This is a genomic window from Paenibacillus sp. 2TAB23 (assembly GCF_052115165.1).
Lineage (GTDB): Bacteria > Bacillota > Bacilli > Paenibacillales > Paenibacillaceae > Pristimantibacillus.
Genome location: NZ_JBFRGD010000024.1, coordinates 22431 through 46934, shown reverse-complemented (window position 1 = coordinate 46934; position 24504 = coordinate 22431). Strand labels below are relative to the sequence as shown.

16 protein-coding genes are annotated in these 24504 nt (G+C 40.3%); 14 read left to right on the top strand and 2 right to left on the bottom strand.

The features are described 5' to 3' along the window. The first annotated feature begins 58 nt into the window (after positions 1-58). From AB4Z29_RS26305 to AB4Z29_RS26290, 4 genes are all read left to right on the top strand, one after another. Positions 59-1681: an extracellular solute-binding protein gene (locus AB4Z29_RS26305; RefSeq protein WP_441945945.1), complete on the top strand. Its 1623-nt coding sequence runs from the start codon at positions 59-61 to the stop codon at positions 1679-1681. A gap of 39 nt (positions 1682-1720) precedes the next feature. Continuing rightward, positions 1721-3964 (top strand): helix-turn-helix domain-containing protein, encoded by a 2244-nt coding sequence (locus AB4Z29_RS26300; protein WP_441945944.1) that lies wholly within the window; start codon positions 1721-1723, stop codon positions 3962-3964. A 40-nt stretch (positions 3965-4004) separates the two neighbouring features. Beyond that, complete coding sequence (locus AB4Z29_RS26295; RefSeq protein ID WP_441945943.1) at positions 4005-5156, top strand: enolase C-terminal domain-like protein; 1152 nt, start codon at positions 4005-4007, stop codon at positions 5154-5156. 575 nt (positions 5157-5731) lie between these two features. Further along, positions 5732-5956 (top strand): hypothetical protein, encoded by a 225-nt coding sequence (locus AB4Z29_RS26290; protein ID WP_441945942.1) that lies wholly within the window; start codon positions 5732-5734, stop codon positions 5954-5956. A gap of 409 nt (positions 5957-6365) precedes the next feature. Here AB4Z29_RS26290 and AB4Z29_RS26285 read toward each other — a convergent pair whose 3' ends face one another. Then, the gene (locus AB4Z29_RS26285; protein ID WP_441945941.1) at positions 6366-7241 is read right to left on the bottom strand and encodes a Cfr10I/Bse634I family restriction endonuclease; all 876 of its coding nucleotides are present in this window, start codon (positions 7239-7241) and stop codon (positions 6366-6368) included. Beyond that, positions 7234-7590: a helix-turn-helix domain-containing protein gene (locus AB4Z29_RS26280; RefSeq protein WP_441945940.1), complete on the bottom strand. Its 357-nt coding sequence runs from the start codon at positions 7588-7590 to the stop codon at positions 7234-7236. The genes AB4Z29_RS26285 and AB4Z29_RS26280 overlap by 8 nt, the downstream gene beginning before the upstream one ends. A 255-nt stretch (positions 7591-7845) precedes the next feature. Between AB4Z29_RS26280 and AB4Z29_RS26275 the strand changes: the two genes are divergently transcribed. The 10 genes from AB4Z29_RS26275 to drmB all read left to right on the top strand — a co-directional run bounded on the left by AB4Z29_RS26275 (position 7846) and on the right by drmB (position 24404). Further along, positions 7846-8988, top strand: coding sequence for a DNA cytosine methyltransferase (locus AB4Z29_RS26275; RefSeq protein ID WP_441945939.1), 1143 nt, complete (start codon positions 7846-7848; stop codon positions 8986-8988). Between the two features lie 132 nt (positions 8989-9120). Next, positions 9121-10260 (top strand): DNA cytosine methyltransferase, encoded by a 1140-nt coding sequence (locus AB4Z29_RS26270; RefSeq protein WP_441945938.1) that lies wholly within the window; start codon positions 9121-9123, stop codon positions 10258-10260. Further along, a complete protein-coding gene (locus AB4Z29_RS26265; protein ID WP_441945937.1) occupies positions 10247-12784 on the top strand; it encodes an ATP-binding protein in 2538 nt (845 codons plus the stop codon). Before AB4Z29_RS26270 ends, AB4Z29_RS26265 begins: the two co-directional genes overlap by 14 nt. Continuing rightward, positions 12781-14517, top strand: a complete 1737-nt coding sequence (locus AB4Z29_RS26260; RefSeq protein ID WP_441945936.1) for a DEAD/DEAH box helicase family protein — start codon at positions 12781-12783, stop codon at positions 14515-14517. Before AB4Z29_RS26265 ends, AB4Z29_RS26260 begins: the two co-directional genes overlap by 4 nt. Continuing rightward, entirely contained in the window at positions 14514-15221 is a 708-nt protein-coding gene (locus AB4Z29_RS26255; RefSeq protein WP_441945935.1) for a hypothetical protein, read from the top strand. The genes AB4Z29_RS26260 and AB4Z29_RS26255 overlap by 4 nt, the downstream gene beginning before the upstream one ends. A gap of 372 nt (positions 15222-15593) precedes the next feature. Next, complete coding sequence (locus AB4Z29_RS26250) at positions 15594-16181, top strand: hypothetical protein (RefSeq protein WP_441945934.1); 588 nt, start codon at positions 15594-15596, stop codon at positions 16179-16181. Between the two features lie 289 nt (positions 16182-16470). Continuing rightward, positions 16471-17451, top strand: coding sequence for a hypothetical protein (locus tag AB4Z29_RS26245; protein ID WP_441945932.1), 981 nt, complete (start codon positions 16471-16473; stop codon positions 17449-17451). Then, positions 17448-18977 (top strand): hypothetical protein, encoded by a 1530-nt coding sequence (locus tag AB4Z29_RS26240; RefSeq protein ID WP_441945931.1) that lies wholly within the window; start codon positions 17448-17450, stop codon positions 18975-18977. Before AB4Z29_RS26245 ends, AB4Z29_RS26240 begins: the two co-directional genes overlap by 4 nt. Before the next feature lies 1 nt (position 18978). Further along, positions 18979-22521 (top strand): helicase-related protein, encoded by a 3543-nt coding sequence (locus tag AB4Z29_RS26235; RefSeq protein ID WP_441945930.1) that lies wholly within the window; start codon positions 18979-18981, stop codon positions 22519-22521. Beyond that, positions 22518-24404, top strand: coding sequence for a DrmB family protein (drmB, locus tag AB4Z29_RS26230; protein ID WP_441945929.1), 1887 nt, complete (start codon positions 22518-22520; stop codon positions 24402-24404). The genes AB4Z29_RS26235 and drmB overlap by 4 nt, the downstream gene beginning before the upstream one ends. Positions 24405-24504: the final 100 nt, after the last annotated feature.

The window sequence follows — 24504 nt, the reverse complement described above, 5'->3', positions numbered from 1 at the left end:
TGAATGGCAGCAGCATCTTACATTTGGAGCATGGTGAAATGAAAGGGGAGGCGCATACATGATCAATCGGAAACTTCGACGAGGTTCGATGATGGCGTTCGTTTACATCCTATTGTGCAGTGTAACGGTATTAGGATGCTCTACAACTCCATCCAAGGAAAACGATTCGGGCACGGACGGAAATAAAACCGCGGCAAAGGGTAAAATGACTGCAGCCGTATACGATCGAGGCAATGTCCCGGCCGATCAGGGCACCATTGCGGATAATTGGGCGACAAAGTGGATCAACGAGGAGGGACCTGCAGAGGTTAAGTTCGTTCCGATCCTGCGCTTTTCGGATACGGAGAAATATAATACCTTATTCGCGGCAGGGGGAGCCCCGGACATCGTATGGTCTTATAGCAGCGATTTCAAAGGCCAACTGATTAACCAGCGTCAAGCTATGCCGCTCGAGGATCTCATCAACGAAACGAGTACCACCTATAAGAAGCTGCTGGAGGACTACCCGGGACTGAAAAAACTTACGACTAACCCGGACGGACATATTTATCAAATCGGTCGAATGAACGGATTGCAGCCCAATGATTCATTGTTTATTCGGGCGGACTGGTTGAAAGCGCTGAATCTGTCGGTTCCCCAAACGACGGAGGAGCTCTATGAAGTGGCCAAGGCGTTTGCAACCCAGGATCCTGACGGCAACGGGAAGAACGATACGCGGGGCATAGCGATGAGTTTTATTACAGGTGCCTTGATTGACGTTATGTTCGGGAATATCACTCCTGTGGTGGAAAACGACGAGCTAGTAAACGGCTGGGATCGAAAAAAGGATGCACTGGCTTTCAAGAAGCAGCTGTTTGATGCGGATATTGTAAATAAAGACTTCCTGAACGATAAGGATGGGACCAAAGCAAAGGAAGAATGGGTAACGGGCAAGCTGGGCATTTACGGGGGCTCGATCGATGGAATCGACGAAATGCAGGTCCTTGCCACATTAAAGAACAATAATCCGAATGCAGAAGTGCTGTGCATTGCGCTGCCTGCGAGCACATACGGCCAGTTCAGCGGCGGCTTGATTCCGCCGATCCAAGTGGTGGGTATCGTCAATGCCAATGCCAAAGATCCGGCAGCCGTTATGAAGTATATCGATTTCCTATCGGATAAAGCGAGCATGACCAAGTTGGCTTATGGAGATGATGGAACCGATCATACGCTGACCGAGGCCGGTTTTCCGGCACTTAAACAGCTTGATAATCCAAAGTTCTCTTGGACAAATGACGTTAATTTATTGTATTCGCCGGCCTTCTTCGGGAGCGTGCCTGCTTATATCAATTCCCTGAACCTTGATAATCCGATAGAAAAGACATGGCTGGAGCTATACGGGCAAGCAACGGAAAATTACTTGAGTCCGGACCGTCCTTACCCGGGATTTACATTCCTTGAGTTTAGGCCTGTGCTGCCCAAAGAGCTGCAGACCATCTCCTCTACCGTAAACGGGCAGATCGATAATATTTTGAAGAAAGCGATCGTCAGCGGCGATTCCTACACCGCGGATCAAGCGATTGCCGATGCGCAACATGCATGGAAGCAGGTCGGAGGCGAACAAATCGACGATTGGTGGAAGGATTGGTATAATGCAAATAAAGACACGGCTTATTTAACCAAAGATTTATATACGAAGTAAGATCGTTCAACATCCAAACGATGGGCAGGGGGATAAAGAATGAAGCGCAATAAGTGGTTTTATCGGTTGTTGTTCTCTTATCTCCCGATCGTGCTCTTTGTTGTTTCGGGTTTGATTATCTCTTGTTTTCTGTTCATCGTGAAGCTATCGCAGGAAGAGGCGGGACGCGCCAATGCGATGTTCGCACAGACCGTGATGCAATCCGTGGACCAGTCGTTGCAGACAATTGACAGCGTTATCATGCAAGGGATTCAGACGGATGAAGTGTTCTCCGCTTTCTTTAACGAGAAGGGGACGGCGAATTCGTATTTCCTGAATTACGAAATGGGCGAGAAGTTGAGGGGATGGATGGATTCCAATCCGTGGATTTCGTCTATCTATGTCGTGCGATGGTCCGATCGCCTGCTGCTAGCGCAGGACGGCTTGGCCAATTTGGATGGATTTACGGACGAGGCGTTCATCAAAGAAGCTCAGAGCGCAAGGAACCATCTCAATTGGACCGGCAGACAGGACCCGTTCGCGCCGCATGATCCGTCGCAAAAGGTGGTTAGCCTTGTACGCAAGGCTCCGCTGGAGCACGGCAGCCAGGGGGTGGTCGTCGTCAATATTCGGTCCCAGGCCATTGCCGGGTCGATTGAAGAAAAGACGGCCTTGAAGTTAGGTTTTATCGCGATCCATAGGCAAGGGGACATGCTGCTCGATACGAGCGAAAGATCTAAGGAGAAGGCTAAGAACAATCATGTGCAGCTGGCAAGTGTCACATCGCCTTATACGGGATGGACATTTGAAAGCGGTATCAAGCAAGGGAATATGATCAGCTACGCTTCTGCCTTTTCATACTTATGGATCATTCTGGGATCGTTGGTCACCGTAGTTGGCGTGATTTGGGTGGTATATGCGACGCGCAGAAATTACAAGCCGATCGAATCGATTATCACTCGCATTCGAATGAATGCTCCCAGCAAGAAAGACGAATTTGCCGAAGTTCGGCATATGGACGAATTCGGGTTTATCGAATCCACGTTCGGAAATATGGCGGAGGAGCTAGGCAAGTTCCGGGAGCAGTCGGCAAAGGATGATGTCATCAAGCGCAAGCATGTGTTTCAAAAGATCATGAGCGATGACGTCACAGGTGAGGTCGAACAATTACTTTCGGAATTGAAGGACGGACACTTGTTGATCCAGTCCAAGCAGTTTCAATTCTCGATCGCCGAGATCGACCGTTTCCACCAGTTCGACAGTCGATACTCGGCGTCGGATCAGTATTTGCTAAGGTACGCCGTGACCAAAGTGATTCAGGAGATTGCAGAGTATTATCCATTCGGCATCTATTGCGAATGGATGTCGCAAACAAGGCTGATCCTCCTATTTAGCCTCGGCGAATCCGATTCGTGCAACATGTCCGAGACAGTGAACGGATTTTGGCGGGAAATGCTCGATTGGATGGAACGGTTTATGACGTTCAGCATTACCGTCGGCATAGGTCGCGAAGTGTTTTATATTCGCGATTTGAAAAGATCCTATCGGGATGCCGAGGAGATTTTGCGATATAAGTGGCTGCTTGAAGACCGCAAAATCATCTCGCGCGAAGATGTCGAGGGGAAATCAGGGAAGGTTTATTACGAATACCAGCATCTTGTCCATGCTCTCGCCGACTCGTTCAGAGTAGGCGACGCGAAGTGGGAGAACACCTTCGAGCGGCTGTTCAGCGAAGTGAAAGGGGCTATTTTAACCGCGGAAGATATGGTGAATTTACTGAATTACCTGCTCTTTGAGCTGGATAGAGAACTATCCTACTTAGATATGGAGTCCATCGAATCTTTGAAAGAAAACAGCTTGTCCCATATACGCGAAGAGATTTACATCATTGAGTCTGTTACGGATACCCAGGAAAATTTAAAGAACATCCTCTTGACCTTATTTAATGATATTCAAGGCATGCGGGAAAATCATAGCAACCATGAGACGGTTCGTGACATTAGAAGTTATATCGAAATGAATTATCATGATTCGAACCTATCTTTGACCTCGATTAGCGATAAATTCGGCATGAGCGGAAATTATTTAAGCCGCCTCTTCAAGGAAGAATTCGGGGAAAGCTTCGTCAGTTATTTAATTTATTTTCGCATGGAGAAAGCCAAACAATATTTGAAGGCAACCGCGGAACCCATTCAACATATTGCTAACTTGGTCGGGTACACCCATTCGGTTTCCTTTAACCGCGTATTTAAGAAACTCGAAGGCAAAACGCCGGGGGAATACCGGAGTATGAATGTGAAATAACCATAATAGTCACATCTAATCATGAAGGAGCGGGATAGGAATGAATCTTGCAGGAATAGATAAGAACTGGGTAATTGAGAGGATCGAATTCGCTAAGCTTCACGGGGAGCGGGCGCGCAGTGCCGGGGCAAACGCCAGACTAGGCATTCATGGCACGGCCTGCGAAGTGAGCCTGGTCCGGATCACCATTGACGGCCAAACGGCATATGGCGCATCGCGCATCACGGCAGAGCAGGCGAGAACGCTTGTCGGGAAGCCTATTCGCGACTTATTCGACGATAAGGGGAAAATACTTGAGCCTTATCGCATCTGTCTCGAATTTCCGTTACTCGATTGGTTGGGGCGTAGATGGAACCAGCCGGTGTATGAAATGTATAATGGGGCGAGCAGCCAAACGCAAAACGGGCTGGCCGTTCCATGCTATGATACTTCTCTTTATTTTGACGATTTGCATCTAACCAATGACAAGGATGCGGTCGCGCTCATTCAGGAAGAAGCGAAACAAGGCTACGCGAAGGGACATCGTCATTTTAAAATAAAAGTAGGACGCGGCGGGATGCATATGCCGCTGATGGAAGGGACTAGACGGGACATCGCGATCGTGGAGGGCGTAAGGGAAGTGGCTGGCCCGGAAGGAAAGCTGATGATCGATGCCAACAATGCGTATAATCTTAACCTGACAAAAGAAGTTCTGACCGCTTTATCGGATATTGATCTGTATTGGATCGAAGAAGCCTTCCACGAAGATGACGAATTGTATAAAGATTTGAAGTCGTGGCTGAAGCAACGTAATCAGAACGTGCTAATCGCGGACGGAGAAGGGTATGCCTCCCCCCGATTGGTTGACTGGGCTATACAGGGGAGAGTCGACGTGTTGCAATACGATATTATCCATCCCGGCTTTACCCACTGGCTGGAGCTTGGCGCAAAGCTGGATGAGCATGCCTTGTTGACTGCGCCGCACTGTTATGGCAATGCTTATGGCATATACGCAACGGGACATCTGTCTGCCAGCATCAAAGGTTTTCAGTTCGTGGAATGGGATGACATCACGATCGAAGGAATGGACGCTAGCGCGTATTCCGTGCGAGACGGAATGTTCTATGTTCCTGCAAAAGCAGGATTCGGACTGGAGTTTGATAATGATCGGTTTACCTATCAAGTAACTCAAGGTGGATGGGTGATAGATTAGTTATGTAGGATTGAATGGTTGCGGGGTAGTGTTTTTTTGTAAGTTGTACGGTTGGGAGAAGGGGCTGTCCGGAAAGTCAGAAAGCTGACTGCTGGAAGCCCCTGTTTGTATAGCCTGTGTCGGCAAAGAAAACTCAGCAAGTTACTCCAGATGTGGAATAAAGCAGTGCGTAACCGTTGGACGCTGATGAAGGTTGTAAAATTAATTGAACTGGTTTTCCGGAGTCAATTGAACATTGTAGCCAAGCTTCATTTAACTATTTTCATGTGGTCTTTCTTCATCTCCATAGACGTAGCGTCCGGGGCATTTTTGGTATAGCTATTATGATCGCCAAAGTAGGTTTTTTACAATCTACTATAAGCAGCATGCATCCGGCTCGCTACTTTCCTACAAATGCAGCAAGAAAAAAAGTTGGTCGGATAACATTACGTTTTTCCGCCCAACTTTTTATTTTAAGGACTTATTGAATAGCCCCTATTTTGTTTCATTGTATATCACCTCGCCTTTTGCTTGGCACCATGTGAGCCGACCACGTATCTGATAATTAGATGTTTAATAGAATCCAGGTGATCGGTATGGCTGAATTAAAAGCTCTTCGTCAGCCTGACTTTGTGAAGATCAGTTGGACAAGAAATCCGCTTGTTCCCGGCTCTGCACGCCGAATCGTTTCTGTTCGCGTCATTGGCAGCGCTGAGCTTTGCAAAGCTACTTTGGTAACGATTGGACTGCTAATTACTGCTTTGAGTTGCCTGTTGGACGATTTTCAAAATCATGTACCAGAAAAAAACGTCAAATGTTAGTTGTTATTTGCTGCTGCAGCGATTTTGGAATGTGTATGCTGGGGAGGAGCGGCTGGAGCTGCTCCTAATATATTGATAGTTATTAATTTTATAAGCAAGGAACATCTTAGTGAAAGCATGAAGGCACTTCGATCAGTTTCAATTTTAGAAAGTGAGGTTACAAAAGCGCTCTGGGCTAAAGGATTACGATTTTACGATTCAGAAAGAACAGAAGGGCATGTTAGGCAAGCCGGCTAAACACTGATGCAGGTTAAAACTTATGCAGTGTTTAGGAACATGAAGTTAAACATAGTGTTTAGGATGCTTTTAATACAATAGCTGCTGTCATAGAACGATCAAAAAAAGTATGGTTGTTGTATCTAAATCTTCCACTAAATATTTTACTATTATTCAGTAAATTATTTAATAATTATTTAATAATATTGTCAAACATAGCATAGATATCATCGGTTTTAATCAATGAATGTAAACCGTCTACTGCACGTTCAGGGATCAAGTTTACATTAACAATAGAATGGGTTGTAGCAGCTCTAAAAGCAATCTCATCTGCTTGATTATGTTTTACATTTGATGCTAAATGATACTGGAAATTCATGGTGTTATTCCAATATCGCATTTTTAGATGAGCATATAAAGACTTGAATATATTACCCTCATGTATAAATTGATTACGTCGGTCAGGCCGTAACGAAGTAGTTAATCCAATTCCTGCTAGGACTGAATCCCAGGGGCATTTTCCTTGAAGGTTATTGTATAATAGGTTTATATTGTGAATATTTTCGATTGATAGATCACTTATTTTATAATTAGAATCAACCAGCGATTTAATGTTTTTATGATTTATTATTAATAAATCGGGGTTTGAAGAAACTTGACTAACACAATTATGTTGTTCAAGCACCATTTCTAAAGTATCAAGCATTTCTTGTGTTTCAGAAAGATAAACACTTCGAAAATCATAGGTTTTTATATTGGGCATTTTTACAATGTGATACTCTGGTACTCCTCTATCAATTCTATAGTTCCATGCAGTTGCAGCGACAATCAATTCAAACCAACTTCCACGGGCGTTAGAAAATGCTGAACTAGCAGGCGGTGCCCAACCGTTTTTACTGACCGATAAACGAACATGTTCTTCTAGATCATCCAAGCATTCTCCTATATTACCATTTGGAACAGAATTAGAGTAAACTTCTGATAATGTAACAATAGGTTTAATCCTCGTTTTTGTCTGATTTCCATCCGTAAATAATTCCACTGAATTACTTGCGATAGTACTATTCATCTTTTTTAATACCCCCTTTAAAAGTGCTCTCTAATTTGAATATTTCTCCTGCTATATTAATCAATGTTTCTTGTCCACTTTTAGATAGGTGTTGATATCTATCAAGAATTAGATTCATGTTTTCGTTATTGCTGCTAAATAATTGTTCGGGTTTAATTTCAAGTGCCTTGGAAATGAAGAATAATGTCTTTATTTTTGTACTGCCTCTTCCTTGTTCAATTTTTTGAATTTGTTCAAGAGATAAGCCAACTTTCTCGGATAAGGCACTTTGCGTTAATTTTCGAATTGATCTAAATTTTTTTATGCTGATTCCTATTTCCTTAATCTCATCATCTAATGAGTTATCCATATGCCCACCTCGCATTTCCAATATAGTCCAAATATGACGGGTATAAAAGATTCTTATAATTAGTAGTTAATTTATTTTTGCATTACTTTTAATAATGTTTTACACTTATTAAGTGAAGGAATAGCTTGAAATTCCGACGGGCGTATCTAGGGTTCTCGAAAATGGAAAAGAATATACGTTCGTATTGGTATATGAAAAAACAAAGTTAAACAGTATAATTAGACAGTAAACTAAATGAAGTGAGGCATATCAAACGTGGAAAACAAACCGCATATATTTTCTTTTTTTTCTGGTGCAGGTTTTTTAGATCTAGGATTTGAACATTCTAATTTTGAAATAGCTTTTGTAAATGAGTTTCATGAGCCTTTTTGTAAGGCATACGAGTATTCAAGAGAGAAATTAGAAATTGATGAACCAGTGTACGGCTGCCATAATACTGATGTAATAACTTACACGGTTGAACCGGAAAAGACTAAACTCTCAAACTTTATAAAAGAATCACGAAAAAGTGATAACACTATTGGTTTTATTGGCGGGCCACCTTGTCCTGATTTTTCAGTAGGTGGTAAAAATAAAGGTAGTGAAGGCGAGAATGGGAGACTTACAGCTACTTATGTGGATTTAATATGTCAACAACAGCCAGACTTTTTTGTATTGGAAAATGTTAAAGGATTGTGGAGGACAAAAAAACATCGAATATTTTATGACAGTATACTCGATAAACTTAAACAGTCTGGATATATTATGACTGATCGAGTAATTAACGCACTAGAATATGGTGTTGCTCAACATAGGGAGAGAATAATATTATTTGGTATTAATCAAAGCTATTTAGAATCTCGAAACCTATCTATTGATACAGAACAGTTGAAAAATTGCTTCCCTTGGGATAAGAACACTAAATATTCAATGGATGAAATAAAATCATATTCTTGGCCTGAACAAGCTGATTTCGAAGAAAATAGCGAGTTGAAAATTCCAAATGGAATTCCAGAGGAATTAACGGTGGAGTATTGGTTTAAGAAAAATATTGTTGATAGTCATCCTAACAACAAAGCTTTTACTCCAAAAGCGGCACTTCCGAGATTTAAAGTTATACCTGAAGGAGATGACTCTAAAAAATCATATAAACGTCTCCATAGGTGGAGATACTCTCCTACTGCCGCTTATGGGAATAATGAAGTTCATCTTCACCCATATAAAGCAAGAAGGTTGACAATATCTGAGGCATTGGCTATTCAATCTCTGCCTAAAGAATTTGAATTACCTGAGACAATTACACTATCTAATGCATTTAAAACAGTAGGTAATGGAGTTCCGTATTTAGCTGCAAAAGGTATTGCAAATACAATCATGGATTTTCTTCAAGATATAAATACAACAGAGACCGTTAATTAATATTAGCGGCTCTTTTTTTTGTTGAAATCAGACTGGTATAATGTGGTGAAATCTACGGCTATACTTGTATAATAAAGGAGTTATATATATTGAATTATCTATTTAATTATTCCGTGAAAGGAGTAAATTTATATGGCATCAGTACAGAATAGCAATTCTATTCCGATTCTATCTTTTTTCACGGGAGCGGGATTTTTGGATATAGGATTTATGCAAGCAGGATTTAAAACAATATGGAGTAATGAATATAACATTAATTTTGCAAAAGGATACGCCTCAGGAGTTTCAAGCATGACCGGTGAAGAACATAAAATATCTAATATGACTTCAATAATTGATTTAGGTCCAAACCAAATTGCTAAAGAAGCTTTCCCAGAGGGAAAGCTTCCAGAATTATTTGGTATAGTAGGTGGCCCGCCATGCCCTGATTTTTCTGTTGGCGGAAAAAACCGTGGACATTTAGGTGAAAAAGCTGATAGAGGAAGATTATCACAAGTTTATGTGAGTAGGATATTAGAACTACAACCAACCTTTTTTCTATTTGAAAATGTTCCTGGATTATTAAGAAATGGAAAACACAGGGAGTTCTTTAACCACCTAAAACTTCAGTTATCTACGGATTATTTAGTAGAATTTAATATTCTTAATGCTTTAGAGTTTGGTGTTCCTCAAGATAGAGAAAGGGTATTTATGGTAGGTATAAAAAAGAAATGGTTTAAGAAACAACTTGGTATTAGAAATATCCCAAGAGAGTACGAATGGTTTAAATGGCCTGTAGATCAGAGGTATAAAGATGCAAAAAAACGCTTCAATTGGCCTTCAATATCACCTTACGGTATGAGCCCTCAACAACCAATGGATATTCCAGAAGAACTTATGGTTGGTACATATATATGCGATCTGGAAAAACTTAAATCATTACCAAATGGACTAGATGGATTAAAGCCTAAAAGTGATAAATATACAGTCATTTCCGAAGGTGATGTTTCTAGAAAAAGTTTTAAAAGATTGCATCGATGGAGGTACAGCCCAACGGCTGCATATGGAAATAATGAAGTTCATCTTCATCCAGTTGAACCTCGACGAATATCTGTTAGAGAGGCATTAAGAATTCAGAGTGTACCTGACACTTATATACTTCCTGTAGAGATGCCGATTACACATAAATTTAAAACAATTGGTAATGGAGTACCAATAAAATTAGCGTTCGTAGTAGCCACAGCAATTCGAAATATGCTTGAAATTAAGGAGGGGCCAAATGACACATACTGAACTTTTTTTTGATTTTACACCAGATCCTAAGGTACTCATAGCATTGACGCATACACCAATGTTACCTTTAGATTCGTTATGCGAGCTCATAGATAATTCAATAGATTCATTTCAAGCGGCAAAACTTACTGGAGTTAAGCTTGATAACTCATTAATATCCATAGAATTACCAAGAATGTCTGAGCTTAATAGCAAATCCGGACTCATAAGGATTAGAGATAACGGTCCGGGTATGACAGCTGAAATAGCTGAGAAATCTATTAAAGCAGGATTTTCGGGAAATAATCCTTATGATAGCTTAGGGTTGTTTGGAATGGGTTTTAATATATCAACTGGAAAATTTGGACGAGTGACAAGATTAATGACAGCACGCAAACTCGATAACAAGGCTGTTGACGTCATCATAGATCTGGACTATATAAATCAAAGTAAAGATTATCAATTACCGATATTTATTATTGATAAACCTCAAGTATTACAACATGGCACAGTAATAGAGATTAGTGAATGGTGGCCTGAAGGTAATGCTAATAGCCAGTTTGTAAAACGACTGGTACAATATGGACTCCCAAAAGTAAGAGCTGAATTAGGTAGACGATATGCATCAGTATTATCTAAAAGAGAAATTAGAATATTGGTTAATGGAGAGCCCTGTGAACCATTTGAACATTGTGCATGGGATGCCGGACGTTATGTTGAACGTAAAGGGAATGGGAAAATACAGGCAAGATATGATTTTGATCACGTCATTGGTGTTCAAAGAAGGTGTGGAAACTGCACTGCCCTTGTTCCCAGTGATAGAAATGAATGTCCAGCTTGTAAGTCATCAAGTATCCGAAGTGTTGAAGAAAAAGTAAGAGGTTGGGTTGGGATTCAAAGATTTGATGATAGTACTGAATATGGAATAGATTTAATTCGTAATGGACGAGCAATTAGAATTGCTGAAAAATCGGCGTTTTTTGAGTTCGTGGATGAATTTAAAAAAACGATTAAAGATTATCCTATCGATGGGCAATTTGGGAGAATTATAGGTGAAGTACATTTAAATCATGTCCCGGTAGACTTCCTTAAACAGGATTTTCAAAGAAGTAGCCCGGAATGGCAAAGAGCAATTAGTTACTTGCGTGGGGATAGTTCCTTGCAACCAAACCAACCGGGTGCTGACATGAATGATAGTTATATTTATAAACTATTTCAAGGCTTTCGTAGAGTGAGGAAACCTGGAAAAACTGATCTTTATATGGGATTTTGGGATAAAGAAGCCAACGAACAAAAACGAATTGCAAGAGATGTTGAAAAAGATTATTACGAAAAGTTTCTTAAAAGACTTCCTGGATATTACGATGACTCTGAGTGGTGGAAGCTAGTAGAGCAAGCTGATTCCCCACCTCTTGAAGAGCTTGTTGAATGTCCATCTTGTACTGCACAAAACTTACAAGAACATGATACATGTTCAGTATGCAGTTTCGTTCTAATAGGCAAGCTATGTATTAATCCGGACTGCAAACATGAAATACCAAAATCCGCTAAATCCTGTCCAGAATGCGGCTTGTCACAGCTACCTACAATAGAAGAACCCTGGGGATGTCAGGTTTGTGGTACTAAGAACAGGGCTACTGAAAAGAATTGCACATCGTGTAATGAGGAAAAAGGAACAGAAAATACAGTTTCTCAAGATTTCCTTTCAAAAAACGCGAACAAGTCCGATGACCTGTCCATACCAGGATGTTCTATTCTGTTGGCTGATGGCACATATAGTTCACCTGTGAATGTAAATGTATATATTACTCATCTTTCAATAAAAGCAAATCAATTAAAAGATGGAGTTCCCCTAATTACATTTAAAGGTGAAGAAATAGATATCTATTTAGATAAGACCCACAAAGTATTCAAGTCATTCCGGATCCGGCCGGAGCAAATGATAGCTGCGGAAGTTGCACTTTATATCTATGATATGAATAGAAGACTTTCTGGAAAACAATATCAGGGGCAACACACGCTTTCCAATATTGAGTGGCTGATTTTGAATAGCAGGTGGTCGGATAAGCTCGAGGACAGTCCCGAGAAAATCAGGGAAGATATTATTATGTTCTTTGCCCAGCTAAAAGAAAAATTGCCGACACTTATTAAAGAAATGGCCGTAGATATATTTAATGAAATGACTGAAGAGCAAAAGAAAGCTATGGTTGATAACATGCTTAATCAAAGCGTTGATATCAGTCAGCTTGGTAAAATGAAAGATAACGGGGCATTTCTATTATACGTTGATGAGGATGGAATAACTGATATTTTTAAAAAATACCCATTTATATTCTTTGATGGCGGAGTATGGGATATTTCATATTCCAATTCAGTAGAACTAACAGGAACTATTTTACTACAGGCACAAGTAAGAATTCGGAACATTTACCTAAACTGTTTAAATGATATTGCGAATTATATAAACTACCGTTCCACCGAGACAGGTATTACTCAAAAAACACGGTTGTCTTTGGATTTCCTGCAGCAAAAGGTGATTAAGTGAGAGTTTTTATCAGTGAAGAGAATCTAAGATTCGGCACTTGGCAAGCATTTGAAAGAATAGTTTCACGCTTATTAGCTCATGAAGGTTTTGAAGGTATAAGACTTGTTGGCCAATCCGGTGACCGCGGGGCAGACGTTCTTGCACACCGGGCTGGTAAGCGGTGGCTATTCCAAATGAAACACTGGAAAAACAAAGTAGGCTTGGATGTTGCAGATCAAACATTGGAGGCTATGAGGATATATAGAGCACAAGTGCCGGTAATTGTGGCATTGAACGGCTTTGATGAAAAGCTGAAAGAACATCAAAGAGCTCTTATGAGCAGAGGAGTCCCGCTTCAGTTATGGGATACAAAGGCTCTAATTTCTAGGGCTGAAAAACTTCCGGAGATGTGCTTATTGGACAGAAACCCGCGGGAATATCAGGAGCAGGCTATCCGTTCGACGATACAAGCGTATAACGAAGAGAAAAAAAGAGCTCTTGTGGTAATGGCTACCGGAATGGGCAAAACTTTCGTGGCATGCGAGATGGTTAAACGTATTAATGCTATATCCCCATTGCGGATTCTTGTAATAGCTCATACGAATGAACTTGTTTATCAGATAGAGAAAGCTTTTTGGCCCTTTTTATCTAAACACCAGGAAACTGCAGTATGGAATGGTTATGAGCAACCAAGCCGAGAACGTTTGGAAAAGAGTAATGCTGTGTTCGTATGTCTGAATACTATTTCCGATTACGTTCAACAGGAAAAAGAACTCCCGCATTTTGATTTAATTATTATTGATGAATGTCATCATGTAGGTGGGCAAATGTATAATGCTGTGTTACACACTACAAGGGCAGGTTCAGAAAACGGCCCTTTTCTTCTAGGGTTAACAGCAACACCTTGGCGACCTGATGATATTGACCTCACTGATTATTTTGGTGAACCTCTAGTACGCGTAGACATTGTTACCGGTTTACGAAATGGATTTTTATCAAATGTCGATTATAGAATGTATACGGATAATATAAATTGGGAAGCGTTGGGCGATTTAAAAGGGAAAAAATTTTCGCCGCGGCAGATAAATAGGACATTATTTATAACTGAATGGGACGATGCTGTTGTAATTGAACTTAAGAAGGTGTGGCAAGAACAGCACAAACCGAGGGCCATAGTTTTTTGCGGTACGATCGATCACGCAATCACAATGAGGGACCGCATTAATTCTCTTGGTTTTTGCAATGCGTCGGCGATATATTCCCAAACTTCTACAGGGCGCACAATGGACCCGGCAGAACGTAACCGCATACTTTGTGATTTTCAAGACGGAGCTATCGATGTATTATGTGCGGTTGATATCTTAAATGAAGGTGTTGATGTACCGGATGTTAACATTATTGTGTTTCAGAGGGTAACCCATAGCCGAAGAATATTTATCCAGCAGTTAGGTAGAGGATTAAGATTGTCTAAAGATAAGGAAAAGGTCATTGTTCTTGATTTTGTGTCTGATATACGAAGATTCGCTGCAGGTATCGATTTGAAAGATGGCCTCTCTGAAGATGGACCCGCTCCGGGTAATCCGATGAGGATCAGTTTGCCGCATAAGGTGACTTTCAGGAAAGCCGGAGAAGAAGATCCGAGAACTGAATCTTTCATGAGGCAATGGCTTGAAGATGTGGCTGCAGTCGAAGGAGCAGGTGAGGATACAAGTGTACTTAAATTTCCGCCGGAATTACCAGGAGGACGAAAATGACATTCAATGAAGTGATTAATGATATCGAGAAGATGGTAGGCTTAGAAATAGAAAGTATTAAGCCAGGTGCGAACATTACTCTGACTGGGATAGACAGAGCGGCAAAAAGAGTCGAGTTGATTACATCCTCAGGTAAAGAGAAAACTAGGCCATTTAGTGAGTTGGAAAAAATATGGGTTAAGCTATGTTCTTCACCGGCTGTACACGTCGATAGTGTTCTTGGAGGTTCCGGGTCAAGCAGGAATCAGCCGGAAACCGTAATGGCTAACTTGCCATACATAGAGTGGTTTTTTATGGACGGCAAAAAACATCTTGCTTTGATTAAAGAACCGACGCACGATTATGGGACGCTTTTAAAGATGGATGAGGTTACTGCAATTGAGATAAAAGATAAGTTGAACAATCTAGATAATACTGCTTGTGAAGTTGTAGTAATCACTGATGATATTAAAGTATCTGCAGGTGCTTATGAAAAGATCTCAGGAGTGCCAGTAAGTCCAGTTTCTCCGGGGGTATACGAGCAATATATGGATAAAGTAAGATTTATCTTTGTTTCTAAAAGCAGTGTAAAGGAAACAATAAACTCCGGAACATATGTAATAACAAGGGGTAATATTACTGGCATAGGACAAATCATTAACATAGATAGCAGGCAATTTGAAGTTTTTTTACAAGGAGACTTAAAATTTCTACTTCCATTATAGTTTGTATTATAAATAAAGTGTGGTCGTATGAAGAAAAGTAATGACGTGCCAAAAGTATTCTTATCTTACAGTTGCTCCTCTTTGCAACATGAACAATGGGTAATGAACTTAGCAGCCAGACTACGCAATGATGCTGGGTAATGTACTAGATTTTATATCGCAAAGAAAACATGAGAAGATATTGCTGAGACAGAGTCTGACTCCTCGGCATCTAGTTTAACGGAGTACTTTGAAGAAGCATCTTTTTCTGACGAAACCAATTATAAGCATAGCATTAAGTATATAAGTCTTAGTGGACTCTTGCCAAATAAATATGATTTAGGATCTTGTCTTGTCTCGATTGCGGATACGGGAGTCTCAGGTTGTCTATTTATGTTAAATAGTAAAGATATAATACATACATTGTTCACTGTTTTGTGTACGGATCCAAAAGATTTTAAGCGGGGTTTCATAGTTGGTTATAGCGAAATGAGCCGAAATTATGTCATACAATTTCCAAGTAACCGTTTTAGTCTTAGATCTGAACAAGTAGAAGAGTTGTGTAAAATAATAGACGACTTTTTCCCTTATTACTTAAAAGCTTATAGGCAAGAGCATTTCTCAAAATCTCAGTTTATAGGAACAGTTAAAGAACTACATGATCTAGTTCAGGAGACCCGAATTTTCTATAATGTGTATGATTCAGTAACCCCCAGTGGTGATGTAATAAAAGCCTATGATGCCTTAAATTTAACTTTAATTCGATCAAAACTAAGTGATGATGTGTTTCACTATGTTTCCTCAAAACTTCCATTTGATGGACTAACTAAAGAAAACATATTTATTATGATTCAAAAACGACGAAATCTAATTACAGAAAATTTTCTTCACAATCATGAACTCGATATGATCCCGCTTTCCTTAGTAGTGCTGTTAAAAGAGTGTAAGAGCTTGTTAACACATAGTGAATTAAAGAAATAGCAAATTTGTTGAGAAACTTAGAAGATTTGACAGACTTATTTGAGACAACATTTAAAGGTTGATCCAGTTTTAGAATGGTTTAGTATTGTACGGAGTATTTTTAGTGAAGATTGGGAGGAAAAGATCGAATTCTATTGAATATAGTCTTTAAGATCTAAAAAAATCACGGGCACAACAGACTACATTGTATTACTATTATGCCCTTAAGAAAATTAATTTTCTTTTGTAATTTATCCTGGGGGCTATGCTCCTTTTTTTTATATATGAAACAAGTGAAAGGTAAGGGGAAATGGGAATAAATTTGTATTATAAAGATTCTGGCGGCTGGTTTCCGATGCCAGCTTGGTCCAATTTTTTCATTAATCTTGGAGAAGAACTTGCTAAGAGAAGCAACGAAAATAAAAGGTGGACTGCTGCTCTGTCGTTGCCAACAAAGGCCTATATTGCTCCTTTTATTGGTGTCGGAATAGTATCATCAATTTTCATTAATAGTTCTCCTGATGGTTTGTTAGAAGCCCATTTTCAAACGATAGCTTCTCTTGAACAGTACACTCCTGTCTTGTACAGGAAAAATAAACGGGTATTAAAAGCTGAGTTTTTAGGAGTTGCGGATTATCAAGGGGAACAGAGACTGCTCATAAAGACACAATCAACTCAAGCCGGTGGTTTAACTGAGTATATTTCAAAAAAGAATGCATTAGATGTGCAGATAAACCTCAATCAAAGTTCTCGATTACCAAATAATCAGCGGGGGAGGACTGTTACTATAGAATCCCCGCTGGCAGATACTATTTTTGGAGTCCATTCTAACGCTTTACTAAAGCAATCAGAAACAAAATTATGTTTTGTTGGGGGCAAAGAACAGCTTGAAAGTGAAATGAAAAAGGCTCAATTTGCCGTTCTTGAAGGTAATCAATTTATTAGGGGTACACTTAATGACTTATTGCGCATAAGGCAATTTCAACATACAGTAGATCCATACCAATCCGAATTTGTTTCCTCACAAGCGAGAAACAGTGAGACTGAGCTTAGCTTGAATCCTAGTTCCATAGTAATATACTCTGGATCAAATGGTTATTTGAATTGGATAGAAGATTTTTTGTACAAAAATTCCGTGATAATTCTTGACCGCTCAGAACCACAATTTGAGATTGCAGTTGAAGAGGTCAACAGTCGGTATATTCAAAGTAACCGGATAACTTCTTCAGAATTGGATCTTGGAACAATGCCTGGAGGGATTGAGTTGTTATATTGGGAGGAGGTACTATGAATACTCTGGCCAGTGTCAACAAAATATTTGAGTTAACCAATAATTATAATTTGCGTTTTCATGAAATATCATCGGAACCTCTAGCAAAATATTCTTTATCTTTAAAAACACTTGAATATAAAGTCTTCAATCTGGATGAAGGCGATAATTTACTTAGTGATTTATTAACACATTTCCGAAAATTCAGGTACGTACTTTCAGCAAGCCCACTGCCTTTCTCCGCTCATTCTGATCAAATTAATGAGAAGGATTTAAGCAGGCTGTCACGCCAATGCCAATTGATGTATCCTGGTTTAAAGGACGATATTGATACGGTAATGAAGAATTATGAAGTATTACGAACCTCTACTGAAAAACCTGTACTGGAGTACTTACGAACAACCTTTAAAGATAAAATTGCCACAGGTTTGGTCTTAAAGACTTCAAGCAACTTGAATGCAGTAGAAGAGGCGTTAAAACGTACTTTTATATCAATTAATTCTTTTTCCGTGGTCACGCCTTCAAGACTAAAAAAAGAATTATTTTTTGACAGGCTTATCATTTTGGGTCCAACATATTGGTATCCGGACTATATTTTTCACTGTCCACGCTCTCAAACCATTGAAAATATATATTATGACTGGCAATTGTATCGCACTCCTAGAATGGAGTATTTTACAAAGTCGGAATTTAAGATTTCAACATTGCATCAAGGCTGTAAAATTAATGTAAACAAATCAACTGGTCCTGCCTCTCCAGAAATAATTGAGATAAGTGACCAGATTATAGACTACAAAAATGTTGAAAAAAACTTGTCTGAAAAATCAGTACTTATAACACCGGAATGTGTCAATGCAAAGTTAGTTGGGCTGACAGATGCAAAAGGCATGTTGTTTGAGGATCATTCGCTAAAGAATATTTGGACGGTATCATTACAATCGGACGAACAGGTATCAAAATGTTCTATTAATGAATTGGACACAGACTGTTATTTGCTTATACGTACCGGCACTGGCCGGGATTATATACAAGTAAAAGCCGATGAGTTTCTCGGGATCAAGGCAGTAAAAATACGTGAGCGCCATTCTGCATGGAAAAAAAGGTTGCGTAAATATACTGGTAAATACCATTCTGATAAAATTTGCCGATACCTTCGGAGTCATGGAGGAGTTCGTGCAAACGAGACTAACCTCCGAAATTGGGCTTCAGATGATAATATTAAGCCACGGGAGTATAACGATTTTTTAGCAATTATGAAGCTTATAAAACTTGAAGAGCATGCAGAGAAACTCTGGAAGGAAGCGGATGGCTTATTCCGTGCACATCAGAGAGCTGGCACAGTTATTCGAAACTTGTTAATACAAGAAATTAAAAAATCTAATCTTAGTAAATTGGAATTGGAACAAAAAATGACTTTCAGTTTACCCGATGCTGAAAATGCAACTTTTACAGCATATAAAATTGAATACATAAGTAAAAATGTTTATCAGGTCCAACCCCATCAGCTAAGGGGATTAATTGATTTATTTAATTCAGGGGGACAGTAAAATGAACCAAACGTTAAGTGCAAACTTAAAAAACCGGGATGCGCTCTATGACAGTTTAAAAGAAGAATTCATTGGTCCATCCGTTGCTAATAAAAGCATAACACTAAACACTGATAAAACCGTCTTATTCGGTAAAGCCGAAGAGTTGTATAAGCCATACAAGGACCAAAAAACTGGAGAAGAGATTTTACAACAACCTCCGTCGCGGCGTTATGGTTCCGCAGTATTGTACCCTCTTCGGACTAGGAAAGAAGAAGTCTTAGAGGAAAAAGAAGAAAATAATAATGATCAAAGTCTTGAAGAGAACTTAGTCTTCGAAGAAGCAACAAAAGATTTAGAGATAATAGATAACCATGATGCTATTGACGAAGAAGACACGGAACTAGATATGGTTTCTGCAAATGCTTACCACCAGAGTAGTATGGCCATTAGCTTCAAGGCAGATTTACCATGTGGCAGTCAATTGGTTATTAGTGTTGACGGGGGGAAGTATAGGCCATTATCCGTTAGGGTAAATGGAGAAGAAGAGGGGAAAACACGTAGATGGTGGGTCCGTGTTCCAGTACATTTTGTTGTTAAAGTCGATACGGAAAAGCTTTTAGGTCCAAAAGACATTCTGGAACACGGGGAAATTACATATGCAATTGATAATGATGGGCTGGATATTCAAACGGATATATTATCCCGCCCGTATAAAGATACTGAGCGGTTAGTTACTATAAGCCTGATAAACCGTACCGAAGTTGCCAGGCATATTCCTTTTGAAAGCACTTGTCTTTTTCAGGCTACTTTTAAAGTTCAAGTTGTAACACCTGATCAAAATCAATCAATTTTGCCTTATCCTGAGATGGCAGATCTTAATGCATTGGATGATGAAGAACGTTCCATTGCTTTGTTGTACCGCAAGACTAAAACTTTTGCAGTTGGTCATGGTTGTGCGGCAGACTGGAGTGAGGTTATAAACGACAAAGTCAGTTCTGTACAAACCAGCTTTTTGCCGTCTTATGAAACGAAAAGTATGACACCGGATATAAAAAGAGATGACGGTACTGATATTGTAGTATCCATGAAAGATCTGGCAGGATTAAATCCAAACCAAGACGGCTTTGAGCAATTGGAGGAAATTGTCCACCTTTATGAGAAATGGATTGAAATGCGTTGGAAGGATGCGAAGGATGCGAAGGATGCTAATAAGTTAGATTCTACGTTATATTCAGCGGCTGAAAGGAATCTTCAAGAATGTAATAAATGTGTAAAGCGAATGAGGCAAGGGCTGGAATACCTGAAAAATCCGGATGTATCACGCGCCTTCCGATTAGCCAATCAAGCTATGCTATTACAACAGCTGATTGGCGGATCCTTACGCACGGCAGAGGTCATAGATGAGAAAATTCGTTTTTCATCTCCTTACCTGGCACCGGATTTGACTGCATTGCCGTACAACAAGGGAAAATGGCGTGCTTTTCAAATTGCCTTTATCTTGATGGCTATGGAATCAGCAGCAGAATCCGATTCCCCTGAACGTGAAACTGTTGAATTGATTTTCTTCCCTACAGGCGGTGGTAAAACAGAAGCTTATCTGGGGTTATCCGCGTTTTCCATATTTATGCGAAGGCTAAAGAACAAAGCAGATGCAGGAGTACATGTACTTATGCGTTACACACTGCGTTTGTTGACGGCTGACCAATTCCAAAGAGCCTCCAGACTAATTTGTTCAATGGAATATATACGACGTCAGCATGTAGAAGAATTAGGAAGTGATGAGTTTTCAATTGGTATTTGGCTAGGCGGTGACACGACTCCAAATAGTCATACCAAAGCAAAAAGTCAACTGACAGAATTGAGAAGCGGCAAGAGCAATGTAAACCCTTTTTTGATTACTTCTTGTTCTTGGTGCGGAGCGAAAATGGGAAAGCTTCCATCGAATCATGTTAAGCCTATCGTTGCTAAAGGAAACAAACGGAGCACAAAAAATAAAAATCAATCACAGCCCAATTTCACTGTACATGGTTATAGAGTCTCTGACGGTAAGATTATGATCCATTGTACTGATAACGAATGCCCTTTTAGTGAAAAACTGCCCGTATATGTTGTAGATGAAGACATTTATGAGAAACGGCCTACCTTTATTATTGGAACTATTGACAAGTTTGCCCAGCTTGCATGGAATTCACAGCCTCGTGCTATTTTTGGATTCGGGAAAGACGGATCAAGAATTAGTTCGCCTCCAGGCTTGATTATTCAGGATGAACTGCATCTTATATCCGGTCCATTGGGTTCCATGTCTGGGATTTTCGAAGTTCTTATAGAAGAGCTATGTACAGATTACCGGACTGGTAAAGGGATAAAACCCAAAATTGTTTGTTCAACCGCTACGATCCGCAGGTACCAAAAGCAGATTTTGGACATATATGCCCGTACTGAGGTGGCATTATTCCCGGCACCTGGTTTAGATGTAGATGATTCGTTTTTCGCAACATATGCCCGCGACAAAAACGGGAAATTGATGTCGGGAAGGAAATATGTCGGTTTGAACGCTCCTGGCCTGGGGTCTATGCAAACACTACAGGTGCGTTCATTAACATCCCTTCTTCAAGCTCCAGTTGCAATGAATGAACAAGAAAGAGATCCGTGGTGGACGCTGTTAATCTTTTTTAATAGTTTGAGAGAACTTGGTACTACAGTAACATTGCTTCAATCTGACATACCTAACCATCTAAAAGTGATAAAAAACAGAGAAGATCTGGACTATAAAGAGCTGCGTCATCTAAATAAGATTAAAGAACTTACCTCCCGCTTATCAAGTGACGAAGTAGCTTCAGCAATCAGTGAATTAAAAACAGAAATTGGCTCCGGCAAAGTGACTGACGTTTGCCTAGCCTCAAATATTATTGAGGTAGGTGTAGACATCGACCGTTTATCTCTTATGGCCGTTGTAGGCCAGCCTAAAACGACCGCACAATATATTCAGGTAACAGGTCGTATAGGACGGCGCTGGTATGAAAGACCGGGACTCGTTGTCACTTTGTATAGTGCATCGAAGCCAAGGGACCGCTCTCACTTTGAGAAATTCCGCAGTTACCATGAAAAACTATATGCACAAGTTGAGCCAACAAGCGTTACTTCCTTTTCTCCCGCCGTAGTCGATCGGATGCTCCACGCGGTTATGGTAGGTTACGTGCGCCAGTTCGGCCATATGGATGAGGTTGATTCCCCATCGCCTGTACCTGAAGATCTATTGGTACAACTGCGGGAGATAATATGCAACCGGGTTAAAATAATAGATAAAGAAGAATTGGACAATATTCAGAAGGTTTTTGAGCGCCGCATCTCACAATGGAAAACGTTACGCCCATCCGAATGGTCAAAAAAGAGAAGTGCTGATGACTATCCGTTGCTTTATACCGCTGGGTCTTACGTGGACCCAACAACAAGAAGAATGTCCTGGGCTACACCGAATTCTATGAGAAACGTGGACTCGCAATGTTTAGGGGAAATCAGCACACATTACGTGCTTCAAGAGATGGAGGAACTGGAATCATGAGATACCCGATCCGTAGAGCTCAGTTAATCTCCCCCTTTGGTACAGGAGCGATGTCTATATCTAAAAATGGTACATCGGCTGTATGCAGCGGACTCGATCATTGGTTTAAAGATCGCCATGGGAAAATGGACTTTACCGATTTGTCCCAATATAAAATCCAAGAGTGGCGTTTGGAACGGATGTTGGAAGTAAGTCATTTCCGGCTTCCGCCGGACTTTAGGACAAGAAGCAGCGATGATAATAACATGAATATGTTTTTGTCCGTCCCCTTTCTACGCTTTCCTAAATGGCATTATTGCCCGTTTTGTGGCCAAATGCAGGAACTGGAGTATCATCGGAGAAGCAATGAACTTTGTCAAGGCTGTGAACAAAAAGGTTATAAGAACTACCTGGTTCAAGCGCCATTCATTGCAATTTGTGAAAAGGGACATTTACAAGATTTCCCCTGGCGGGAGTGGGTTCACCGACAAAAGAATCCATCGTGCACACAGACATTGTATTTGGTGAGCACAGGCGGAGGGGCACTTACATCTATGCAAGTAAAATGTGAGTGTGGGATTGAACCGAGAATGCTTCATGGCGTAACCTCTGCAGATGAGGAAGGTACGGAACTAAGCAGATCATTGAGTGGTGATGGTTCAGAATTCTTTTGTCAAGGCAAACGACCGTGGCTCGGTAATGATGAAGGGGAAGAATGCAGCTGTCATCTTAGAGCCTCATTGAGAAGTGCATCTAATGTTTACTTTGCTCAAGTACGCAGTGCCATTTTTATTCCCGGCAACAGTAATAAACAGATTTCCGCTCTGTTGTCCTTTTTCGAAAAATCTCAAGTTTTGAGCATCATAAATCTAGCCAAGCGTGCAAACTTGAGTTTAGATGAAACGGTCATGGAGTTAAAAGAACAATTCCTGTTAGAATTAAATGGGTACTCTGATTCGGATATACGGCGGGCGTTGCTTGCAAGGGACTCGCGGGATACCGGTCAAGAAGCGGAGGATGAACTGCCTAATGATATGGAGGCTATTCTCCGACAAGAGGAGTATGAAGTACTAAACGGGGAAATAAATCAGGAAGAATTGAAAATTAAGCCTGTTGATCTTGAATTATTCGAACGTAATATTTTCGATGTATCCAGGTATTTCTCGAATATTCATTTAATAGAAAAATTAAAAGAAACACGGGTATTAACAGGATTTAACCGTGTATTTAACGATCAGCAAAACGATATAGAAGATATGAAATCAATGATCTGGCGTAATCAGCCTACTGACTTTAATGATGATTGGCTTCCAGCGTATGTGGTGTACGGTGAAGGGATTTTCTTTAATTTCAGTGAAGAGGCTGTCAGAGAGTGGGAGCAAAGAGAACAGGTAAAAGGAAGGGTTCAGCCCCTGAGTGAGAGATATCGGCATTTAGTAGCGAATCGTCGTACTAGAGAGAAAAAAATAAGTCCTCGGTTCGTCATGGCCCATACTTTTGCACATTTACTTATAAACCAGCTCGTTTTCGAGTGTGGGTACAGTTCTTCATCGTTAAGGGAAAGATTATATGTTTCAGATAATGAAGCAAATCCGATGTGCGGTGTTCTTATTTATACCGCAGCGGGAGATTCGGATGGAACTATGGGCGGATTGGTTCGAATGGGTAGGCCTGGTTATCTTGAAGCGGTTATCCTCAAAGCATTTATTAATGCTGGATGGTGCTCTACTGACCCGGTTTGTACAGAAATTGGCTTGCAAGGCCCAGACTCCTGTAATTTAGCTGCTTGCCACAGCTGCTCACTGGTGCCAGAAACAGCTTGTGAAGAGTTCAACCGCTTTTTGGATAGAGGATTAGTTGTTCCATTGCACGGTGTCGATCCATTAACGGCTTTCTTTAATTAAACAATTAACTGTAATCAAGGAGGGACTTTAATAGTCACCTCTTTTTTTGTAGTAACGATCGTACAACGTTCAGTAGCAAGAAAGTAGAACAGTTAATTTA